Here is a 23,131-nt window from a genome sequence, read left to right as displayed (position 1 = left end):
CCATCACCCCGTTTTTCTGCTGATCTCATTATATATAAATCCTATAGAATGTTTCATTTTCATTATAACTAATTTATCTTTGTTTCTCAATCAATAATTCTGCTTCAGTCCATGCATCACAACCCCGTCTGGAATAATCCGGATTCTGATAATACAAATCCGAATTAAAATTTGATATTTCATCGCTGATAAAAGAAGAAAAAATCTTCATTAATTCCTGTACTTCTTTTCCCGTTTCCGCACAGTCTTCTATCATAATACTGTAAAGTTTTCCTATATCAAGATAACTTGGAACATCATATTTGCAATTGGAAATTGTATCAAAATTTCCAGGTGTTATCTTATAATAATCAATTACTTCATCGCTTACCTGTTCAAAGCTAAGACAATGATTCACCTCAGCATCCTGCAATAACTTTTTTATTCCTCTATTTTCCTGACAATATCTCCCCGGTGATTTTGGGTTTCCCTTTTATATGTTTATTATTCCTAAGCCAATCTCTTAGTGTATCTCCATTTCTTCCATCTAACAACGCAATTGGTTCATGATTTTCTTCGTTTACGATAATAGTTCCATATGTATGTCGTTTTTTATATGCAAAATCATCCACGCCGATCACATCGCCCACCTCTGGTCCGGAAAGAACTTCATACTTTCTCAAAAGCAGTCTTATAACAGTATCCCCGCTTATCTTCCTAAAAAACCAGCTAGTTTTTTCGTGTTTTTTAGAATATCCCACAAATGTGCAGATTAAGCTAGGCAAGTGATTTAACGTTTACGTTATTTCTGCCTATAGTAATGGCAATACCCAACCAGTATATATTCTATCGAATTAACTTATTAAAGTTCCACTTATTTTTTTACCTGGTGTTTGCTCAACACCAGGTAGTTTTTCACACCCGTTTTCCTCTCGGAAACGTTTTTTTAAATTTCGCCAGTTTGTAATTCTGAATCCATCCCATATGCAACTCGTCCTCGCTATCCTTCCAGACAATCTGACGCCATTTTCTGTATTTGCCTGTGATCCGGATAACCTGTCCTTCTTCCAGATAATCTACAATTACCGAATGACAGTCATGTTTCATCCGTACAACCACATTCCGATTTACAATTCGATAATTTTCCATATTCAGCTCAGACGCATCAGCTCCCCAAACATTAACATAATAGTTATTCACCTGCTGCGTATAATTATTATAGATATTTGTTGTCAACGGTTGCGTAGAAGTAATTGCTATAATAAAAGAAAGAAATCCAAATATTGTATTTAACCATTCCCTGATTTCTTTCACATCAATTGTTCTTCGCTTTGTCACAGATGTCTCAGAACGCTTAAACGATGACTGCACATTTATTTTCGCACTGTTTTCTTCTGAAATTTGTTCTCTTTCATACTCCAGGGCAATTGATTCAGAAACAGCATCTATATCCATGTCTTTCGACATTTTCAGGACTCTGTCTGCAGCCCTTCCCAACATTTCCATATCAATTCCACGCATGGATTCCTGTATCGGTTCCATCATTCGTGAATATCTCTCGCATGCCGCCGAAAACGAAGATATTCCTGAATCCTGTAACACTTCCGATATCATGGACGAATATGGTTTCATCGCATCTTTTGTCCGTTGTAATATGCCATCTTCATATCCCGCCAATGGGTCAACAGCACTCATCATACTTTCTATTGCACTCACATTTCCCATATGTACAGGCTTAAGAATATCATCATATCTTCCCAACGAGCTCTGTATCGCACTGACTGCAGGAGTATTCTCCAATTCCATAAGTTTCTGAGCCAGTGATGTTGAAGAATAAGCCGCTATCTGTGCACCTGTCTCTGAAAAAGGAGAAAAACTGCTTGCACGTATTAAAGCGCCTAAATTAGTACCTAAATTCAAATTATCATTCATCATAGACACAAACGCTACACCCCTACCACACAAGCCTGCAATCCGCCACACCAACTAAACTATCCATAAATACATTATTCAGATGCTCTTCCACTTCCTGTTTCGAAACACCCTTCTTCAGAATCACCTGGAGGAAACCACCTCCACCGGCGCCACAGACAAGTTTACCGTCAATCAGATCTTCAATACTGCTGAAAATCTGCTCGATCAGAGTATTACTGCTTCCTGCATCAACCTTCTTGCTCAGCTCCCAGTGATAATCCAGAAGCTTCGCAAAACCATCCACATTACCACGTTCCAGCTCAAAACGCATCAGCGCAGCTGTCTTCTGAATCTCCTCCAGTGCAAAAAGGCTGTCCGGTTCATTTCCCACGTAATGGCCAACCACATCTCTGAGAAGATTTCTTGCAAGACGCCTCTGCCCGGTATAAATAAGAACAAATCTTTCATCCAGTTCCCGCTTCGTCTCCTCCGGAATCTCCACATGCGTCACTTTGATCTTCTGCTCCAGCCCCGGCATAGAAGTAATATATTTCAGACCCGGTGTAATACCTCCCACCTGATCCTGCCATCCGCCACCGGTAGACATAATCTGCTCCATAGCCAGCACATGCGAATACAGATCCTCCTCCGTATATGCAATGCCCATAAACTCAAATACCGCTTTCACACAGGCCGCAGAAAGAATCGATGAAGTACCAAGTCCGGAACCTTTTGGCACATTCGTCACCTCAGAGTGCATTACAAAACCACCACCAAGACGCTTCAGTATCTCAGACAGCTCATGCCCTTCCCTCGGAATGATTCCGCAGGCCAGAAGACACGCCTTCTGCAATGCAAACGGATCAAACGGATCACCCGTCATCTGTAACGGTTCGATCGTATCAAACTCACCGTGAACATCCATATCCCTGCTGTCAAAAATCACTTTCAGATCATCAATCCGCTCCAGTGTAACTTCCACCGGTTTTTCACCATTCAGAAGAATCGCAACATTCAGTACCGTACCACCGTTTTCATTACAATACGGAGGAGTATCACTCCAGCCGCCACCCCAGTTCACACGCAGAGGAAGTTTCACGGTATGACGCTCACTCACGATCCTGGCCTTCTCGTTATAAACCAGATTCTTTATCGTAGATTCCAGAACTTCACTCTGGATTGTCTGGAAACACTTCTGAATCTCATTTTCATCATCCAGAACCATGCCCAGGTAATAATGAAGACGCATTTTTTCACTGAAATCCGCTTTTTTAAGCCGCTTTCTGACCCATTCTTTCTGGATCTTGGTCAGAGAATGTCTCTTTCCGATCTGATCCACCGGAACCTGATTATGAATAGCCTTTGCGATCTCATCCATAGCCACAAGATCTTCCATACGCCTGTTCCATGCAATGATCGCATCCGGATCCGCATCATTAAAACCTGCACAAAGCGATTTGTGAGAAACAGCATTCCAGGAATCCTTGTCAAAAACCTTCTCACCGGTTACAGCAGCATATAACTCCAGAGAAGCATCTACCGCTTCCTGAATCGTATCTGCCTCCGCATACAGATTTGCCGACCATAATGTGTGTGGCTGGTCCTCCCAGAATTTCACATCAAAATTCCGCTCAAGCTCATCCAGATCTCTGCCAAACAGCAGGTTCTCTTTCGGATTATCATTCACTCCGAAAATACGCACAATGAACCTTCCATCCCTCTGCTTCAGCCCATGCAGCACAACTCCGTCCGGAATGATCCGGTCCTGGATGTCTATGTAAGAAAGCACACAACGGTCACCTATTTTTGAATTTCTATGAACATAGGAAACTTCCAGATAGCAGTCACTTCCGACAGAAGCCTTGCTGCTCAGAACACTGTTATATCCCGCTGCATTATTTCGGATACTGCTGCCCACCAGACGGCTCCATCCAAGATCACTGTATTCATTCACTCCGCCACTCATCAACGCCAGAATCTCTCTGGTAGTACCAAAATGGATAAATTTCGCAGGCGACAGACGAAGAAGCTTCATGCGGTACGGCCGCAATACTTTCCAGACACGCTCCCTCGCTTCCGTCAGTTCCTCGCAGAATTCACCTTCCGGTTTTTCCTGATAAAAATCCTCAAGCGTAGAATCCTCAGCCAGCGGATACAGAAAATCCGCATAAAGCGAAAGTCTCGTCTTTTCATTTACATGCCTGTCATAATCTTCCTCAGTGGCAATCAGAGAATACAGCGATCCCATCATATCCGTGCTGAAGATCAGAGCACCCGTATCAATATCCACACAGTCCGATTCATTGACAGCTCCGACTTCACGTAACACTTCCACAGACTTCTTCTGAAGACAGCACTTCACGTTACCGTTTTCACCATTCAGATACACGCCGTGATTCTTACCTGTCTCCACATTCTCTTTAAAAGAAATCGCCGCTGCACCCACATTGCTATAATCAATTTGAAGCGGATTAAACAACAGCAAAACATCTCCCGACAGCAAAACCATACCCTCACGAATCCTGGACGGAACAGAACTCATGCTGATCATAAACTCATCAAACAATGTAGAGTTACGTCCATTCGGAAGTTTATGTGGAACCGGCGAAAAAAGCTTGCCCAGGGCAGAATACTGCGGAACACGCTTGCTGTCTCCACCGGAATGGATCACCAGCACACGAAGCCCTTCAAAATCCTCTTCCTGTTCATGAAGATATTTAAGCACTTCCAGAGTCGCGCCACCGGAACCAACTCTCTTACCGCCACGATCAGGAATTGCAACAAATTTCGTACCTGCCGGCAAAAATTTCTTTCTTTCATCAATCTGCTTGCGAAAGCCCTCCGCCTGCTGTTCATTTGAAGCAGTCAGAATTACGTAATCCCATTTTGGAAAATTTCGAAGTTTCAATGATCTGTTGTAGTCATCCCAACAATCCTGATAGGCCTGGGATAAAAATAATGAATATAAGTTTTTCATGGTTTTCCTTTCGTGTTTTGTTTAATCTCTATAATATCAACTAATTCATCTTTTGAAGAATTATAAAATTGACTTGCATCATTGGAAATCAGAACAGAAAATGATAATGCAGCTTCCATAAACAGAATTACTTTCACTATCAATTTGTTTTCGGAATCTGGATGTATCATAATCATATGACAATTCCACTTTATCTTTTTCAATGCTTCCTTTAGTACTTCGTCCTGAATAAATGAAACTCCTGAAAGTCCCACACATTCTTTTTTCATTTTTCCATCAATAGCATTCTTAAGATACTGCTGAATTTCTATAGCTCGGCTGTCTTTTAAATAGTCGCTTCCAAATTTATATATTGCATATTCAAAAGCAATTTTTAATGCTTCCAAAAAAAAGCGATGAAACTCTATCGTTATATCATAATGAATTTCCGGTTGTGAAAAAAGACTTTTCGTTTGGTCAACTTTATTCAGAATATCCGTTATCTCCTGCTCAGATTTATCCATTCTGATCAATTTTTTCTGAAGCATTTTTTTAATTTCCGCTTTGGAAGATGCTACAATTCTCTCAGTATTTCCATGGCGCTCAATGCGTGGAACAATTGTCGGTTGATAATTCTCATCTACTCTGATACGATTTCCGTCTTTATCTTTTCCCTCTCTAAAAGCATTAGGAATTTTTCCGTTTTGCCCTTTTAATCCAAGATTCTCTCTTATGATTTTAAGAAACATATGATTAACAAAATAATTGTCAACATATGTTCCCAATCCACTATTACATTTTTTGCAGACATTATATATCTTCAGTGATTCATTTCCAAGAGCGTTCGGAATAATATGTTCCTCTGACCAATCATTATCCTTGTCAAATTCTTCTTTACTTTTCCCACAAAATATACATCTCTCATGGGGAGATTCCTGTTGCATATCTAAAGATTTCATTTATCATCACCCACTTCTGTATTGCTTTTCAATAATTGCCAACGATCCGTTTCTTCATTTCCTTCCAGATATTCTTCATCTTGTCATACCCACTGATATTATTGCTTCCTCTCGCTCCACAGTGGGGAACACCGAAAACCATTCCACTCAAGTTGGTGTTTCACTAATTAAGTCACTAGATAAAACATAACATGTATATGAAAGACTACCCACCGATATTAAACTTTTTCCTCGAATAGCTGGAAAATCAGAATTTTTATATGAACTTTAAAGAAATTTTTTCTTTTAAATATACAGAATCCTACCACTTTTACTAATACTATACCATACATTACAAATATCTTCTTACACCGCCACTGTATTCTTGTTCCAGTTCATCTGCCAAATACGCATCACTCATACAATGCATGCAACATGATATTTGCAATCCTCAGAGATAACAAACCATTTGAAATCATTACTCCACAGGAGCATATCCAACAATACAATGCTGCCAAATGCGACATAGCTGCATAAAACAATGTAAAACCAACGAATCAATATCTTTCAAAAGAACGATATTTCACCAAGGGAAAAGTCTGCCCTTTTTTAAAGAAAATATTTTTTTCATTTTCTATTGACATTTATTAGCTGGACTTGAATATTACGGTGCCGCACCGTAATATTCATTGAACTATCTGTTTGCTTGCATGATATAACTCCATATTGCTCCGATCCTCTTTTTCCCAGTATCTCAAGGTAAATTTAGCTTGTACACATTTTTCTGTACAGAAAGAACCACATCGTAGATGATCCAAATTCATCTTCTCAAATAAATTATCCCAAAAACATAATCCAATATATTATCGAACCTTTATTCCGCTAAGTCTTATAGCTTGGGCCATAGCAGTTTCTTCTTTTGACTCTTCTTTTATGTCATTCATATTCATTGTAATCTGCCAAACATTACAATGTTTTGCATTATCAAATTTCTTCATCAATATCTTTCCATCAAGAATAGTACCTATGTCTGGTCTATTATTAGCTGAGTACGGTTCTACCAGTTCATTTACGTATATACTTCCTATTTCAGAAAAACCTATAATCCTAACTTGTACATAATGTGTAACATTCTTGGTCACTTCACACTTTACAGCTATACCACTCTCTATTTCTCTTTTAACTTCTACAAACTCATCTTTTCCTAAAAGCTTTATTGAGCTATTATATGCTCTAGGCCCATCATAACTAAACCCTAAGCCAAATCTCACTCTCTGGCCAATATTAATTTTACTAATTTCTCCCTTAGTAGCAGATGGATTAAAATACACATCTACTCCATGCCAGTTTATATAAGCATGACTGTCATTAACATAATTATTACTAATTCTGCCAATAAAAGGCAACAATATTTCTGACATTTCATCTTCTGGAACAGCATTTCTACGATTCCTATTATTTGTTATTAAAGCATTAATACCTTTCCCATTTTTAGAAAGCCAGTGCTGAGGTACCGTCCTGTTATATTTATTTGCTGCTGTATGTTTAAGCTCTCTCAAGAGCTTAGGCAATTCCCCTTCTGCAAGTGTGCTACCCTCTATCGCCTGAATAAATTTCAGAATAAATCTATAATAATGAGCGTCAACAGAATCCGTAAGATTAACCCATCTGTTAAGTTTAATTATTGCATCCTGAATAAGCATATCTTGATTTTCAACTTCAATTCGTTTAATAGAATCAAACCATATCCTGATATTTCCTACATGCTGATTTTCCTCTGAAATATTTTCTTCCATCAGTTGGATGACCTTTGTATAAAGAGTTTTCTTATTTTCTGAATCTTTAGTCTGTTCCGCAATCTTCAGATATGATCTTGCCAGAATTCTTCTGGCCTGTGTGCAATTCTTATTCCCGGCATTCTCAATATATTTTTTCCAGATATCTATACTATCTTCAACTGAAACAGTTAACGAATGCAATCTTTCTTCAATTCCATCTAAATCTTCATATGCCGAATCAGAAATCAACTGTTTACACTCATCCCACAGAGTTTCAGCTCTATCAATGTATTGCATTGCCCATTTGCCTTTGTCAGATGTAAGATATTCTGTAAAGTTATCCGTTTCATCAAGCATATTTTTAGCAAGGTATGCAATTTGTATACATAGATTTATTTCTGATACATGTCCAGCAACACCAATATTACTATCACGAACAATTTTAAAGTATTTGAAAGCACTCTCTGCGTCTTCCTGTATTTTCTCCCTCAGTTCAGAAGTATCGTATTGAGGATTATCCTTAAAATTCCACAAGATATCTCTTCTGTAAATATTCGTTATCCTAGACGAATATCCCATTGCTTTCATATGATATAAAAGTGGATCTACATGCCCCATTTCTGTTTCTGACAATTCTATTGCAGAATCTATATTGCGAAATCCCTTTTCATAATTCTTGTCTATGTAAAAATAAAATCTTGCCAGATGTGCTGTAAAATGTGGCTCTTCCGGATATACTTCAACCAATTTATTAAATATCCTAACTATGGCATCAGTCGATGAATCGTAACTTCCATCAAAAGATGTTCTATGCTCCTCTCTTAGCTTCATAATCAATGTTGAAAATATCGGTTTTTCTGCATTAACATCCGCTTTTCTTGTAATAAAAAGACTCCTTAAAAGATTCAATGTATCCTGATTAATGTTGAATCTATTACTTCTAGAATCCTCAATAAATCCAAGAATATTATCTACAAGATTCAGAAAAGATATTTCTGTTGCATTCCTTCCATTTGACATTTGTTTCAGTATTTCTTCACCAAACAGATGATACCTTATCCGTATAAAGTTTTTCCCAGATATATCTTCCATCCGCACCAGTTCATTAATACCTGGACTTTCTTTTAATAAAAATTCATCAACAGACTCATCATTAAATAGATTCATAAAATATTGTATATCTATAGAAACATTACCATAATCTGCCAACGATAAAGCAAATAATATTTTCTTTGATTGATCATTCATCCTTTCAAGAAAATTTGCTATATACGGCTTAATTCCTTGAAAGTCTTTATCAAAAGCATACATCGAAAGAACAAACGGAAGTCTATCATAATCGTCGCTCTCATTAATATATTTGTCAAAATTTTCTTTCACGCTTTTGTCACAGACAAGATCTTGAAGTTTAATTTTCATCTGCCTTGCTTCTCTAATGCCGAAGTCACGAACTATCGTGTATACACTTCCTTCATTTTCATTATGAATCCCCTTAAGTTTTCGCTGAAAATAACAAATAACAAAAGCAAATCCCATACGTTTAAGCTCCACTTGAAGATTCTTTACTTCATCAAATTCTATGAAATTATTATCAGCAAAAATCAGAATCGGGCAATGTGTAAGATCATAGATTTTCTGCAAATTCTTGCCAGTTTGTTCATTGAGTCGATTAAGAATAAACGTTGGATATATCTCTCTAAATTCCCAAGCAAGGCGACGCATTAAAGTTGTCCCACCTATTCCTGGAACATAATACACTTTCCTAAGAAGTCGGCCTCGATCTTTCATATCTTGAGTAATCTTATCTACTATCTTCCTCTGTTCTGGTTGAATAACATCAAAATGTTCTCTCAATCCATACCAACTAATTTCTTGAATACCCTTATAAAAATCTATTCTATTACATTTCTCTGAATCCAGCTCATCTTCCTGATCAATATCTATAAACACCGTATCGAAAGAATCTTTGAGCACAGTAGCAAAATTCTCATCAATTAAAACTCTCTTACCATTTTCCGCTGGAAGTTCTCTTTTAATAAGACCTGAAATAAATTTACTATTCAAATTATATTTTTCTAAATGTTCAGCAAATTCTTCTATACTCAAAGTGGATATTTTAAAGTTCTCATCATCAATAGAATTATATTCACTATCTGCTGATAACACGCAAAAATTAATCTCATCTCCACTATCATATACATCATTGAATGTATCTACTATTTTTCTGAGATTTCTCTCATTCTCTAACGGATAAACAAATGCTTTAACCGGTTTAGAATATTCTTTATGAAATTCTTCAAGAATACTTGATAAATATTTACCATGAGCAGTTCCCCATCTTTTGGGATCAACTACTGAATCAGATACATCCGAAGTTCCATTTGCCATAATCCAGTAAGGTCGATGCGAGAAGGAAAACTTTCTTCTCGCATTAATAGCATCCAAAGTACACACTGTCGGAACAATACCCGTTATATCTGTATACTTATATGCAAGACCATTAATATCACTGTCAGGATCCATATCAATTACAAGATCCCATTTTTGAGAAAATAGTCCCCTGATATCATTTGAATCTATTCTCCTTGTAATTAGAACATAAGAATAAGCTGAATTAAATTCAGACGTATCCTCAAGTATTTCATACCACGCCTTCCCACCTCCATAAAGAGAGTCATCTATAAGTTCCAATTCCACATTTTCATCTACATAATTTTTAATGATCTTACGCACTTCTTCCAGCGATTCTTTGTACCGATTGGGATCTGGTATCTTTCTGTCATGCTTAGGGCCATTATTCACGATCTGGGCATTCTCAATTATCTTCCGACTATTAATGCCTATTACAACTGGCGATGGAATTCCAATATCTTCCAATTCCTCCAACAAAAATCCTATAGTAGCTGTTTTAGTACTAAGTTGATCAATTTTATGTTCCCTTACAATGGAAGAAATTATATGAGTAACAAACTGCTCATCATACATTCTATAAAGATAATTCTTCAAAGCCCATTCACAGCACATATATAAATCTGTACCAGCATCATGCAATTTAGCAGATGCCAATTCTTCGTCTCCAGCACTATAAACTTCCGAAAAGCGCTTATATTCCCTAACGCTTTTGTTGAATTGAGCAATGATTGCTTTCTTATCTCTATAATTTGCACTATTTGTCCTGTTTCTAAACTGAATATATCTATCCGTTTTTCTTTTTACACTTTTTTTCACGCTTATTCCCCCATTTATAATAATTGTAAATCCCCTAAGTTGAATACTGAACTTTGGGAACTACATTGTTCTAATATTATTAATATAAAGAGGCATGTAAAGATTTATGTAGTATATTTTTAACGCTCTCCTGCTGCTACGATTTTATCTTCTACCACTTATCATGATTTTTGTCTCACTTTGTAAAACACATAGTATAACAGACCTCCAATACCTCCACCTAACGTATTATAAAAAATATCTGATAATTGCCATGTTCCCAATCTTAGAAAAAGTTGAAGCATCTCAATTGTGAACGATATTATAAATGAAATCTTCAAACCATTCCAAACCGTTTTTCGCAATTTTGTCATTTCCACTTTTTCCTCAAACGTCCAGAACAATACAAATATAAACGGTAGCATCAGTATCAAATTTTCAAAACACTCTGTTGTCAGCTGCTTTTCTCCATTTTTTTCTCCCCAAATCCACCAGTCCCCCATAACATTCGATAATGGATTTGCCCACATTTTTCTATTAATCAATGTTCTAAATAAAATCATTACTGAAAAGAAGAAAAGAATGAAAAGCTTGCGAAAGAAAATAGAAGTTTTAAATTCTACCGCCCAACCTTTAATTGCCTTTTTCAACCCTTTTCCACTTTCAACAGGATTGTAAGCATAAAGATAAATAAACCCAAGAAGAACCGATGAAAGTACTGCATACCAAAAAGGCTGGTACAATGCAGTTAAAACATTAGATATAATTGATTTTATTACTTCCAAAGCATCACCTTCTTATAATGTCAAACTCTAAATCATTAATAATTTCTCTATTTTTTAGTGCAAGTTTAACAAAAGCCTTGATTGAATATTCCGGATGAGTTTCCATCAGCTGTCCGGCGATATGGAAATCACTTTTTAGATTCACTTTTGTGCATACTGAATCATAATTTCTACAGGGATATTTGTAAAGGCTGCTACGCACCGCAGATGCGGCAAGGCCTTGACAAATATTCCCATAGAAATAGAAACTGTAATCAAGCACAAAAAGGTGATTCCCGGGTACCGGAACCCTGATTCCCAAATTTACGGATTTGCGATTTCGAGTCACAAGAATATTCAACAGTATCGCTACTCCTGCACTGGTCGCTTCTATCATCAACGGTAAATATACCAATGCATTACCTCTTGAACGGCAGTCAAAGACTTTCAAGACAAATGGCATCCAGCTTTCCTCAAATACCATGGCAAACTGGGTGATCAAAAGTACCGATGTATATCTGTCCCTGATCTATGACCGTCTCCACGAAATGATCTACGACAGCAAAGTGATACATGCCGATGAATCACCGGTAAAAGTCATGCAGATCGACCATGCAAAGATCAAAAACGGTAAGAAAACCTATATGTGGGTCTACCGGAACCGGCCTCTGCGTGGCACACATCCTATTGTTCTCTTTGACTGGCAGCCTTCCCGTCATTCGGAACATCCCCGGGAATTCCTGAAGACTTTTTCCGGAACTGTGGTCACAGACGGATACCAGGTCTATCACAGGCTTGCAAAAGAACGCCGGGATCTTAAAGTCGCAGGTTGCTGGGTCCACGCCAGAAGACCTTTTGCAGAATTCATAAAGTCTGTCGGTCAGGACACTGCCAGAGGATCGATTGCCCAGGAAGCATACCGTATGATCACAGAGATCATGCACATCGACAATACCTTCGATGATCTCTCAGTTACAGACCGCAAAAAGCAGCGTCAGCTTGTTCTTTTAGAAAAAGTGGAGGCTTATTTCGCATGGGCAAAACAGAAATACTCCCAGGTAACCCATAACAGCACGATTGGAAAGGCTCTTGCTTACAGCATAAATCAGGAAGATTACCTTCGTGTCTTTTTATCTGATGGTCATGTACCAATGGATAACAACTATGCCGAACAGGCGATCCGGCCTTTTACTATTGGCCGGAAAAACTTCGTACTGATTGAATCTTCTAACGGGGCAAAAGCAAGTGCGATCCTGTATAGTCTGGTAGAAACTACAAAAGCAAACATGATAAATACTTTCGAATATTTCAACCTGCTGCTCACTGAAATTCCACAGCACATGGATGACAAAGACCTTCGTTTTCTTGATGATCTTCTTCCATGGTCACCCAAGGTTCAGAAAGAATGTCCAAGTAAATACAAAAAATCTTGATTTTTAATACATTTATTATTTTTACAAGATCCGCTCAATCCCCGCTGAAAATGCGGGGATTTTTGCTGTCCAGTACTCATGTTTGAGGATTTACCCGCAACCAGCTGGATGATACGAAATTTAAAGACGTACCATTCGAGGACCGTTTTGGTATGCTGGTGGACATCGAATACAGCAATCGTAAGAATAATCGTCAGAAACGATTGATCCGTAATGCTGGATTCGACCAACCGGAAGCAAGTATCATGGATATCAATTACACTTCCGGACGCAAGCTTAACAAGGGTCTTATTAACCGACTTGCAACTTGCGAATATATATATGAACACCGGAATCTTTTTATCACCGGTGCTACAGGCTGCGGTAAAACTTATATGGCCTGTGCCTTTGGCATGGAGGCTTGTAAGCAGTATTTCAATACCAGATATGTCCGTCTCCCTGATCTGCTTATTGATCTGGAGACAGCACGAACAGATGGTAACTACAAAAAAGTCATGGCGAAGTATGCAAATCCAGTTGTCCTGATTCTGGATGAGTGGCTTCTCTTGAAACCGACGAATGTAGAACAAAGGGATATCTTCGAACTGCTTCATAGGAGACGTAAGAAATCTTCAACGATTTTCTGCTCCCAGTATGCATTTGAGGAATGGTATGAGCAGCTCGGCGGTGGTGACAGTCCTCTGGCAGATGCAATCATTGACCGTATTGCTCATGACAGTTACCGAATAAATATCACAAGCATAGATGCTGAACATGATAAATCAATGCGTGAGGTATATGGCTTGGATAAAGCATTACGCGAGTAAACTCGCATGATTACACAGGTGATTTCCACTTCCGGACATCTGATTCCCAAATTTCCGGAAGTGCGATTTCATCGCACACGAATATTCATACCACGCAATACTTCATTTTCTATTTATGAAAAACATAGCTTTCATAAATGCAACAACAATTGTTGAAACCAACTTATTACTCTTTACTGCTATTGCCAGTAGCTTTTTATTTCCAGAATATCTTTTCGGTTCCATTGCACTTTTTAGTTTTAAATAATATTCAGATCTACGTGCCACATAATAATTATTAAATGTGCCACTCTGTTTATATTCCTTCATAAAAATATTAAGCGAAAGGTCGCAAAAATCTTTTTGAATCTGATAAAAAAAATCATACTTTTCTTGATAGCATTTCGCTATTTCAGCTTCTTTTTCATATAACAGCGCTGCCTTTTCAAACATTTTATTCGATACCTTTTTCATCATAGAGTTCTCATTAGCTCTATAATGATACAAATACTCCGAATTTAAAACCGAAATACAATTGGCTTCAACAATTACAGGAAACATAATGTTTAAATCTTCACCAATTGTAATTCTATCGTCCACCCAGTGAATATTTTTTGTTAAAAGATCTTTTTTTAGAATTTTCCCCCATCGGCTAATTCGAATTCCTCTTCCAAGTGGGGTTCCATCATTTATCAATTTGGGAAAAATATCCGTTATAATCTCGTTTTTATGATAAACACCGTCTGGAATACTATGATGATCTGGTATAGAGCTATTTGAAAACTCATGATAGTATGAACAACAAACAATATCTGCATTCGTTCTTTTATACTCGGTGTAAAGACATTCTATTAGCGTAGTATCAATCCAATCATCACTATCAACAAATACAATCAAATTACCCGTAGCATATTCAAGCCCTTTTTTCCATGCTGAAATTAATCCACCATTTCTTTTGTGAATCACTATAATTCTAGAGTCCTTCTTTTTATAGTTGTCACAAAGCATTCCACAATTATCTGTTGATCCATCATCAATTAAAATTAATTCCAAATTCTTATATGTCTGTGATAATATAGATTTAACACATTTATTCAAATATTGTTCTACATTATAAATCGGAACAATAACACTTACCAATTCAAAATTTTCATTTTCTTTCATATTATCTCTCCCAACTCATATTATGTCTTAATACTACTCCCACATGACCTCCAATCAAACAGTTCTCATCCAGTATGGATTTTATACATGTCGTGTTGTATGATACAATGTTATTATTGCCTATCACTACACCCTTTAGAATGCTACAATTATTACAAATCCAAACGTGTTTTCCAATTTCAACTTTTGCAGAACGAATTGAATGATTTAATTTTCCATCACAAAAAACCCTATGACCATCTGAATCTCGAATAATAACATTTCCACCAACTAAACAATCATTTCCAAATTTAATTCCATTTAAACTTGAAAATGAACAACCATTATTGCAAGTAAAACCTTCTCCAACTTCAAAGATCGATGAATCGACCAAAATAGAAAAATGGGGAGAAAACCTTGCTTTTGATCCAGTAAAAACAATTTGGCCGCCATTACGAATCATTAATAAACTTTTTTTAGAATTGTAATAAAACAGATCTTCCGATCCCCCAAAGCCAAATTGAATCATAAATGTTTTCGGTTTTTGTTCAAGAACAATCGATCCCTTTTTTAAATTTTTAAGTTTCACATGTCTTGATACTACTATTGGAAGTCTTATAGCATCCCCAAAATTGAGCGTTCTAAAATTAACATATAATGTTTTTATAATACTAACCTGATTTTTCCAAAGCATGAGAAGCCCTTTGCTACATTTCACGATTTATGTCGTCTCCTTTCATTCCTTCCACTTATTCTATTAATCAAGACCATAGTATAATATCGGCAACTAGAATTGGTAACAACATTGACTGTCATATATATCAAAAACATGATAATTGTTAAAATAACTCCATATCCGACAAAAACAATATAATTTTGAATTTTAATTTCAATCAAATTGTTAAAAATCATTATAAAAAAGAACATCGCAAAATTTACCGCCAAGGTTAAATATGTCCGAATTGGTAATCTATTCAAAATCTTAGTATTGGCATAAATGACCATATCATTTGTTCTATACAAAAGTGCAACTATTGTACCTAATAGCACACCATAAATTCCTACTTTTCCAACTAATATAACAGACACAACTATATTTATAGCAGCTTCCAATATAGATCTCCACATAGTTTGTTTTGCATGCTGTGCCACATTGATCAAATTACTAGAAACTGCACGACTTGCAGACAGAAGTTGAATCATACAAAAAAGCATAGGTAACTTATCATCTATGTAATTTGCATCTGATACACCCTTTGTATATAATGATATAAATGGTAATATTAATATATAACAAACGCTAATCAGTGAAAAAACAAAAACCAAATAAAAACTATCAAACGCATCATTCAAACTAATATATTTTTTTCTATCCTCATGGTATGTTTGTCCTAGTGAAAATTTAATGCTATTAAAAAGTGTGCTAATCAATGTTTGAAGTCCTGAAAAGACAAGATTATACACTGCATATATACTAGCTGTCGTTAATCCACACATTGTTGATAATACTATAGTATCTGTACTGTTAAAAACAGTCAATGTAACCTCATGGACAAGAAAAGCGTTTTTCTGCTTCAAGGCGTGATTGTTCGGTTTTGCTGAATAATCAATCCACTTATAATTTCTATCAAAGTACACTTTATAAATTATGACTTGCATTACATTAATCAGCAAATAAGATAGCTGAAGATATACAACATTCACTTGTAAATTAGCTAATGTAATCTTGGCAATATAAGAACAAACTTGAACTATAAATGTTATGTTTGAAGTTATATAATTTTTACCTTCTGCAATAAGAAGTTGTTTGAATGTTGCGACATAATAAAAAGAAATTACTCCTGCCAAACCATTAAATAAAACAACGAGAGAAATTATTTTTCTATCAAGACTTGATGAGATGACAAATGGCGCGATAATAGACAATACAATAACACACACACCGTAGAAAAATGTTATCTTACGGTAATACATTCTCGTTGCAACAAGTATGCCAGATATTTTGTTCTTATCATTTTTTGTTATTGGCCCATATAACGCTTGAATCGTTGCCGTTCCAATTCCAGCCTCGAGCAAAGCAACGTAACTGTATATTTGTGTTACAGTATTCAAGAGACCATTAGTTTCAGAACCATATCCTACCAAAATTAGTCTTGGAACAATAATTCCTAATGCTAATATTATTATTTGCGTACTAAACCCAAAAACTATATTATAGAATCCTCTTTTAAATTTCATTTATCCGCCACGCCTCTCAATTCTAACACTTTTTATAATAATCTATAACTCTTCCTGGCACTCCTGCAACAATTGCATACTCTGGAACATCTTTAGTCACAACACATCCAGCCGCAATCACCGCAAATTTTCCAATACTTACGCCTGGAAGAATAACTGCATTAGCTCCAATCCAAACATTGTCATCAATTGAAACAGGCTTGGAAACAAACCCTTTATTCTTATAGTCATGATTATGATCCACAATAACTACATTATTTGCAATTTGAACATGCGCTCCTATCAAAACATGCGCTTTACACGTTATCGAAACATTATAATTGAAGAAACAATAATCGCCAATTTGCAATTTTCCTCCTTCTATTAAAATATTATCCTGCCCTCTAGTCTTCAATCTCTTCCCAATTTTTAATTTTCCGTGGTTATTAAGCTTAATTCTTAATCCACTCCAGTCCTGGTATATATTACAAGATAATTTGGCTCTATATTTTATCTTGTAGTAGCAAATTTTCAGAGCACTTCTTATTATCGCCATTACCGTCCTCCAATATTTCATGTATCCATGTACTGTGATAAGCAATTACTAAAACTGAAATAAAAAGAGCATTTTCAAATGGATGCTCAGTGATCATTTCAATCGAACAAGCCAAAAGTATTGATGCCATAATCTTATTGAGTATGCTCCGCTTCGTATCACATACCCTTTTTATGCTAATAAATAAAATAATTAAAAACAACATAAGCGCAATCAATCCACCAGTATAAAACATGTTGAGTAATTGATTGTGCTCATAGGTAACTCCATTATCATTAAACACCCTTGCCGTGCCAATTCCAGATCCAAATATGCAATGCTCCATCGCTTGCCCAAATGCTGAATTCCAAATTGTCGTTCGTCCAGTAAATGTTAATGATTTTCCTAATATGCCTTCTATCAGCCATGCAAATTTAGATTGAATACCAAAAAATACTATTCCAATGTTAATTACAATCTCTACACACCAGGCCTTTGGCGCAAATTTCGATGTTAATTTTTCCATAAAACAGAAAAGTAAAAAATAAATGACAAAAGCTCCCAATGTAACCAATGCTGTCGCAACTTGCTCTTTCAAGAAAAATTGAATACTAGCCAATAAGGAAACTAGGAAGGAAATCAACCATATTATTTTACATTTTCTACTTTTCTTAAAATAAAAAAGTGCAATCATCAGAACCGCAATAACAGGAAATGCATATGAAGCAATTCTCACACGTAGCCCTAACCAATACCAGTTCATTCCATTACTAGATACATAACCCAATAAATTGTTTATAAGCAAATGAAACATGCCTATAAGAGCAACTGCTTTGATTGCCACTTTTGGCTTTTTTTTAATCCCAAAATCAACTAAAAAAGCCATTGCAATGTTAGGAAGTGCATAGTTCATCCAAGTTGATATGTTTCCGCCTCTCACTATGGTAATTATTCCTAGATACACCTCAAGAGCTATTATTAATGATACAATTTTGCTTGGATTATACACTCTTTTTACCATCAATAAAATTCCGTAAGCAATGACAACCCATTTTCCATATCTATATATGCTCCTAAGATATGGAGCAAAGTAAAAATATCCAATCGGATAAATAATTATTGCCATCATAACAAAATATTTAAGACTAAACTTGCTGATTTTCATTAATTTACCCTTTTCCGTGATTTACTTTTATTTATCTCATTAAAAATTTGTTGTACTATTACATCATTATCATATGAAAATTCTTTTGTATGCTGTTTCATCTGCTCCATTATTCCAGGATTATTGATAATATCTATAAGTATACTCGCAATTCCTTTTTCAGAATTTTCGCATATACGTCCATATTTCTTATTTTCAAGCAATTCGTATGCTGAGTCGAAATTTGTACTAATTACTGGTGTTCCAGATATTAAAGATTCCATAATTACCATAGGTTGAGATTCATATGCTGATGTTAATACATATAAATCTGCCCGAGCCATATATGGATATGGGTTATTTCGGGTTCCTATAAAATGTACTATATCTTTATATCCGCGCTGTTCCAAGTTACTCTCAATCAGACTTTTTTGGCTACCATCGCCAATAACAACCCAATTAATTCTATTTTTCTTTTCTCCTAATATATTAAGAATTCCAACGATTCTCTCAAATGCTTTTTGCTTTTCAATTCTACCAACAGAAATTATGTTTATCCTATCTTCCTGATAATAGTCTTCATTTATCTTTTCCTGTGCTTTTTTTCTTATATCGTCTATAGGCACTATATTTTTTATTACCGCCATCCTATTTTTCAACGATGGGTACGCTCTAGCAAAAGATTTCCTTGCCGTCTCTGCAACAAAGAAAAAGCGGTCTACTTTAGAATATGCCTCTGCGCTTCGAGTTCTGTATTGTGGAATATTATTGTAATCATTATGCATCCAAACAAATCGAGGTTCAATTGATGTAAAAGTAGTGAAGAAATTACTAAATCCCTCTTGAAATCCTATTATAGCATCATAGCCACTGTCAATATTTTTATTCGCAAAATCCCTTAGAATAAAATCCCAAAATCTATCTTCTCCTATTAGCTTTTTTCCAACCGAACCAATTGCTCTACTCAACATCAAATTGTATTTATGGCTAATAGTTTTTTTCTCAGAAAAATGCCCTTGCATGAGCCAATTTCCTTCTATCAACTTTACTTTTTCAGGCACCATATCCTTATATGCTCCATATGGTGAAAATACTAATAGCTCTAAGTCAACATCGTAATTCGATGACATATACGAAAGAAGATTCAATAAACTCCGACGTGTACCGCCAATTTCAAAATTACATATTACAAACAATAACTTCATCTAATTGCCTTTCTATATTTTTCGTATCATTTTCGCCGGATTACCCGCATAAATAGCATTACTTTCTAAGTTTTTTGTCACAACACTATTGGCACCTACAACCACATTATCTCCTATTTGAACACCTTTTAAAATCATCGTTCCAGCCCCGATAAAGCAGTCATCCCCAATTGAGATTTTATTGGTATTTATATTCTCCACTTTTCGCATTGTGGCAAATCTTTCTTCTTTATTGAGTGAATGAAAATCAGTGTCATATATTTTGACGCCCGCTCCTATAAGCACTCGATTACCAATTGTAATCTCCGAATTTGAGACAAACGATGCACATGAAATTCCAACATCATTACCTACTTTGATAGTGCCTGTACTAATTACCTTAAAATTTGTTCGTCCTGTAAAACCAATTGGATTTGCCCACTCAGCCGAATTAATCCGAACATTATTTCCAATTATAATTGTTCCCTTAGGATTATGAATCCGAAGTATACCTTTAACTTTCAGATGTGTCCCGTACCCCCCCATTAACCTTTATTACAATTTTATTTAGGGGAGTAAAAAATACATCTGCATGACCAATTATCTTATTTTTAAGATCTCTCCACATATATTATCTTTCCTTATTTTTTCAAAAAAAGAGAAATTTCCTCAGACCAATTTTTATATCCAAACTTCTCTACAGCTGTCCTTCTTGCATTTTTTCTCATTTTCAAGTAATCTTCTTCAGTTATATTGAGTGCCCTTCTAAGGGACTGCACACATGCATTTACATTTCCTGTTTCAAACAGAAAACTATTATATCCATCTTCCAAATACGTTCTTGTATAATCTCCAACTTTTGAACAAACTGGAATGATTCCAAAAGAAAGGCTTTCAGGAATTTTACTTGGGAAATTCGCCTCCGTCACTCCGTTTTTAAAACGCGGAAGCGCAAGGAAATCCATTTCTCTATATAACTCTATCAATTCACTATATTTCATCCAACCATGAACTTCCACAGTAAGCCCCTTTAATAGTTCTGGATTTCCTATTTTCTCTTCCAACTTATCTTTACTCATGCCAGTTATATGAATTTCGATTTTCTTCTTTTCGTCATCTGTTAACATCTGCAATGCTTGAAACAGCAGTGATAAGTCGTCTTCATGCGTGTTAGCCTTTGCTCCTGAATATATAAACTTTAATAATTCTGGTTTAAATATCCGTTTTGCTTCACCAAACTCATCTGGATCAGACATTATTGGAAGAATCAACGTATATTTACATCCATGTTCCATTTCAACAGATTGCAGTTTCTCGCTTATTGGAAATGCTTTCGGAACAACCTTTAATTTAAATTTCCATTTAAAAATCATCCCCCAATATCGTGGGTTTACCAAGTGATGCCTGTATTGAATTGGAAGTAGGTCTTCGTAATGAATATAAGACATATGCTCCGTTCCAATTTTCTGAGCGAGCCAACTCTGTGCCCTCCAACCAATATCATGGAGAATATAATAATCGTCCCGAGTCATCTTATATTCTTTATACATTTCAACATAAAATCTTCGAGTCATTCCATATTTTTCGATTTTTGTTGGCTTCTCATTTCTATATTCAATATCCTTATATATATATGTATTACCTATCTTATCCTCCGGTCTATTCACACCCTTACCTAAAATAATAACCCGCCAACCGGCTCTCAACAATGCTAAAGCCAAATACTGATCATAGTTTGCACCGGCTGATCCACGTGGAAACCCTGGAGCTCCTAAAATAAATACTCTTTTTTCTTTTTTCAACATTGCTTTCTGCCCTTCCACCATTAGCTTACTAGAGTGTCTAGCCAACGCTTACAAACACTCTTACTATCCAGTCTCAAAATTCTTTTATATGCTTCTTTCCCCAATGATTCTCTCTTTTTCTCACTATTCATGAGCAAATCCAATTTTTCAGCCATTTCGTGAATATTGCCAACTTCAACCAACAAACCATTTTCTCCATCTTGAATCAAATCCCTTGGTCCACTTTGACATGCTGTTGCAATACATGGCAAGCCAGCGTACATAGCCTCGCAAAGCACATTGGGAAATCCTTCAAAAAACGAAGAAAGAACAAATATTTTTGATTTTTTCATTTCAAGAAAAGGAGTGTGCGTTACACCACAAAGCGTAATTCTCTCTGTCATTCCTGCCTGATCTATCCATTTTTGGATTTCTCCTTCCATATCACCCTTTCCATATATTTTTACATTCCAATCTTTGTGCTCATCCGCAACTTCAGAAAATGCTGCTATTAACGTTTTATAATCCTTTTGATGTTCTAATCTTCCGACTGATATTATCGTATTTGTCTTTTCTACTTCTCCAATGCACTGTTCATCCATTTCTTTGAAATCCAGCGGATTTTCCAGAACCTTAATTTTCTTTCTAAGAAATTTCGGATAAACCTGAACGATTTCATTCGTCTGAACAATCAGTTCATCCGCCAAGGAATAAATCATACACAACAACAGAAACACCCATTTCGAGTATTTCCTTGCCAAATTATTCCGATCACAAATTACCACTTTTTTCTTCATTCCCATTGATGCGATTGAAAGCACAATATTAGTTCTACCAAGAAATGAAACAGCAACATCTGTATCTATTCTACTTTTAAGCTGCCGCCTTACGCTAATAATATCCTTTATAATTCCGATAATTGCATTATCCTTTGTATGATCATAGCGAATCACTTCTATATTATCATCAATTTTATAAAACTGTTTTCTTCTCTCCAATGAGGTAATGCTCACTTGATTACCCATTTTTGAAAATGAAGACGCCAAATTAATTAATACATGTTCCGCCCCTCCACCAGAAAGGCTACTAATGTAAAAATCCACATTTTTATATTCCTTCATTTGTTAGTCTCCTGCTCCCCACATATTGCAATTTAATTTTTTGCCGTATATTTTTTCAAAATATCCTCATATTCCACAACATTTCCACTATATACTTCCAGCATTTGATCTACTACTTTATCCCAATCATATCTATTTAAAATATAATCTGCTGCTTTATCTTTATAATCGTTGGTCCTATGTCAAGATTTAGTACAAGTTAAAATGAGAAAATTCTCCCCATTTTAACCTGCCAGAAGCTCAGCCTCA

Annotated in this window: 18 protein-coding genes and 1 pseudogene; 2 read left to right on the top strand and 17 right to left on the bottom strand. The window is 35.9% G+C overall.

Annotated elements, in window-relative coordinates; translation table 11 throughout:
- Positions 1–73: 73 nt before the first annotated feature.
- The 8 genes from WMO28_RS15715 to WMO28_RS15680 form a co-directional block, all read right to left on the bottom strand.
- Positions 74–397, bottom strand: coding sequence for a hypothetical protein (locus WMO28_RS15715; protein WP_349057595.1), 324 nt, complete (start codon positions 395–397; stop codon positions 74–76).
- A gap of 31 nt (positions 398–428) precedes the next feature.
- On the bottom strand, positions 429–740 hold the full coding sequence (locus WMO28_RS15710) for a transposase (RefSeq protein ID WP_349057594.1): 312 nt from the start codon (positions 738–740) through the stop codon (positions 429–431).
- Between the two features lie 154 nt (positions 741–894).
- Positions 895–1,920, bottom strand: a complete 1,026-nt coding sequence (locus WMO28_RS15705; RefSeq protein ID WP_349057593.1) for a hypothetical protein — start codon at positions 1,918–1,920, stop codon at positions 895–897.
- Between the two features lie 13 nt (positions 1,921–1,933).
- Positions 1,934–4,870 (bottom strand): fucose pyrophosphorylase domain-containing protein, encoded by a 2,937-nt coding sequence (locus WMO28_RS15700; protein WP_349057592.1) that lies wholly within the window; start codon positions 4,868–4,870, stop codon positions 1,934–1,936.
- A complete protein-coding gene (locus WMO28_RS15695; protein WP_349057591.1) occupies positions 4,867–5,808 on the bottom strand; it encodes an HNH endonuclease in 942 nt (313 codons plus the stop codon). The genes WMO28_RS15700 and WMO28_RS15695 overlap by 4 nt, the downstream gene beginning before the upstream one ends.
- 28 nt (positions 5,809–5,836) lie before the next feature.
- A complete protein-coding gene (locus tag WMO28_RS15690) occupies positions 5,837–5,959 on the bottom strand; it encodes a hypothetical protein (RefSeq protein ID WP_279231193.1) in 123 nt (40 codons plus the stop codon).
- A gap of 691 nt (positions 5,960–6,650) precedes the next feature.
- On the bottom strand, positions 6,651–10,793 hold the full coding sequence (locus WMO28_RS15685) for a hypothetical protein (RefSeq protein WP_349057590.1): 4,143 nt from the start codon (positions 10,791–10,793) through the stop codon (positions 6,651–6,653).
- Positions 10,794–10,954: 161 nt separating this feature from the next.
- The gene (locus WMO28_RS15680) at positions 10,955–11,557 is read right to left on the bottom strand and encodes a VanZ family protein (protein WP_349057589.1); all 603 of its coding nucleotides are present in this window, start codon (positions 11,555–11,557) and stop codon (positions 10,955–10,957) included.
- Positions 11,558–11,868: 311 nt separating this feature from the next.
- On the opposite strand from WMO28_RS15680, the gene tnpC reads away from it, so the two are divergent.
- Together tnpC and WMO28_RS15670 are read left to right on the top strand one after the other, a co-directional pair.
- Positions 11,869–12,969 (top strand): IS66 family transposase, encoded by a 1,101-nt coding sequence (gene tnpC, locus WMO28_RS15675; RefSeq protein ID WP_349057588.1) that lies wholly within the window; start codon positions 11,869–11,871, stop codon positions 12,967–12,969.
- 95 nt (positions 12,970–13,064) lie between these two features.
- Positions 13,065–13,775 (top strand): annotated as a pseudogene (locus tag WMO28_RS15670) (ATP-binding protein); the annotation flags it as partial.
- Positions 13,776–13,877: 102 nt separating this feature from the next.
- Here the strand turns inward: WMO28_RS15670 and WMO28_RS15665 are convergent.
- From WMO28_RS15665 to WMO28_RS15625, 9 genes are all read right to left on the bottom strand, one after another.
- A complete protein-coding gene (locus WMO28_RS15665) occupies positions 13,878–14,918 on the bottom strand; it encodes a glycosyltransferase family 2 protein (RefSeq protein WP_349057587.1) in 1,041 nt (346 codons plus the stop codon).
- A gap of 1 nt (position 14,919) precedes the next feature.
- On the bottom strand, positions 14,920–15,615 hold the full coding sequence (locus WMO28_RS15660) for an acyltransferase (RefSeq protein ID WP_349057586.1): 696 nt from the start codon (positions 15,613–15,615) through the stop codon (positions 14,920–14,922).
- Positions 15,612–17,135 (bottom strand): lipopolysaccharide biosynthesis protein, encoded by a 1,524-nt coding sequence (locus WMO28_RS15655; RefSeq protein WP_349057585.1) that lies wholly within the window; start codon positions 17,133–17,135, stop codon positions 15,612–15,614. Before WMO28_RS15655 ends, WMO28_RS15660 begins: the two co-directional genes overlap by 4 nt.
- Positions 17,136–17,157: 22 nt before the next feature.
- Complete coding sequence (locus WMO28_RS15650) at positions 17,158–17,670, bottom strand: acyltransferase (RefSeq protein WP_349057584.1); 513 nt, start codon at positions 17,668–17,670, stop codon at positions 17,158–17,160.
- Positions 17,618–18,814: an O-antigen ligase family protein gene (locus WMO28_RS15645; RefSeq protein ID WP_349057583.1), complete on the bottom strand. Its 1,197-nt coding sequence runs from the start codon at positions 18,812–18,814 to the stop codon at positions 17,618–17,620. The genes WMO28_RS15650 and WMO28_RS15645 overlap by 53 nt, the downstream gene beginning before the upstream one ends.
- A complete protein-coding gene (locus tag WMO28_RS15640) occupies positions 18,814–19,998 on the bottom strand; it encodes a glycosyltransferase (protein WP_349057582.1) in 1,185 nt (394 codons plus the stop codon). Before WMO28_RS15640 ends, WMO28_RS15645 begins: the two co-directional genes overlap by 1 nt.
- Positions 19,999–20,010: 12 nt before the next feature.
- A complete protein-coding gene (locus tag WMO28_RS15635; RefSeq protein ID WP_349057581.1) occupies positions 20,011–20,523 on the bottom strand; it encodes an acyltransferase in 513 nt (170 codons plus the stop codon).
- A 95-nt stretch (positions 20,524–20,618) separates the two neighbouring features.
- Positions 20,619–21,782 (bottom strand): glycosyltransferase family 4 protein, encoded by a 1,164-nt coding sequence (locus WMO28_RS15630; RefSeq protein ID WP_349057580.1) that lies wholly within the window; start codon positions 21,780–21,782, stop codon positions 20,619–20,621.
- A 20-nt stretch (positions 21,783–21,802) separates the two neighbouring features.
- The gene (locus WMO28_RS15625) at positions 21,803–22,882 is read right to left on the bottom strand and encodes a glycosyltransferase family 4 protein (protein WP_349057579.1); all 1,080 of its coding nucleotides are present in this window, start codon (positions 22,880–22,882) and stop codon (positions 21,803–21,805) included.
- Between the last annotated feature and the right edge of the window lie 249 nt (positions 22,883–23,131).

The sequence above is a fragment of the Blautia aquisgranensis genome (assembly GCF_040096615.1).
GTDB classification, from domain to species: Bacteria; Bacillota; Clostridia; order Lachnospirales; family Lachnospiraceae; genus Blautia_A; species Blautia_A aquisgranensis.
This window is presented reverse-complemented; position numbering and strand designations above follow the sequence as displayed.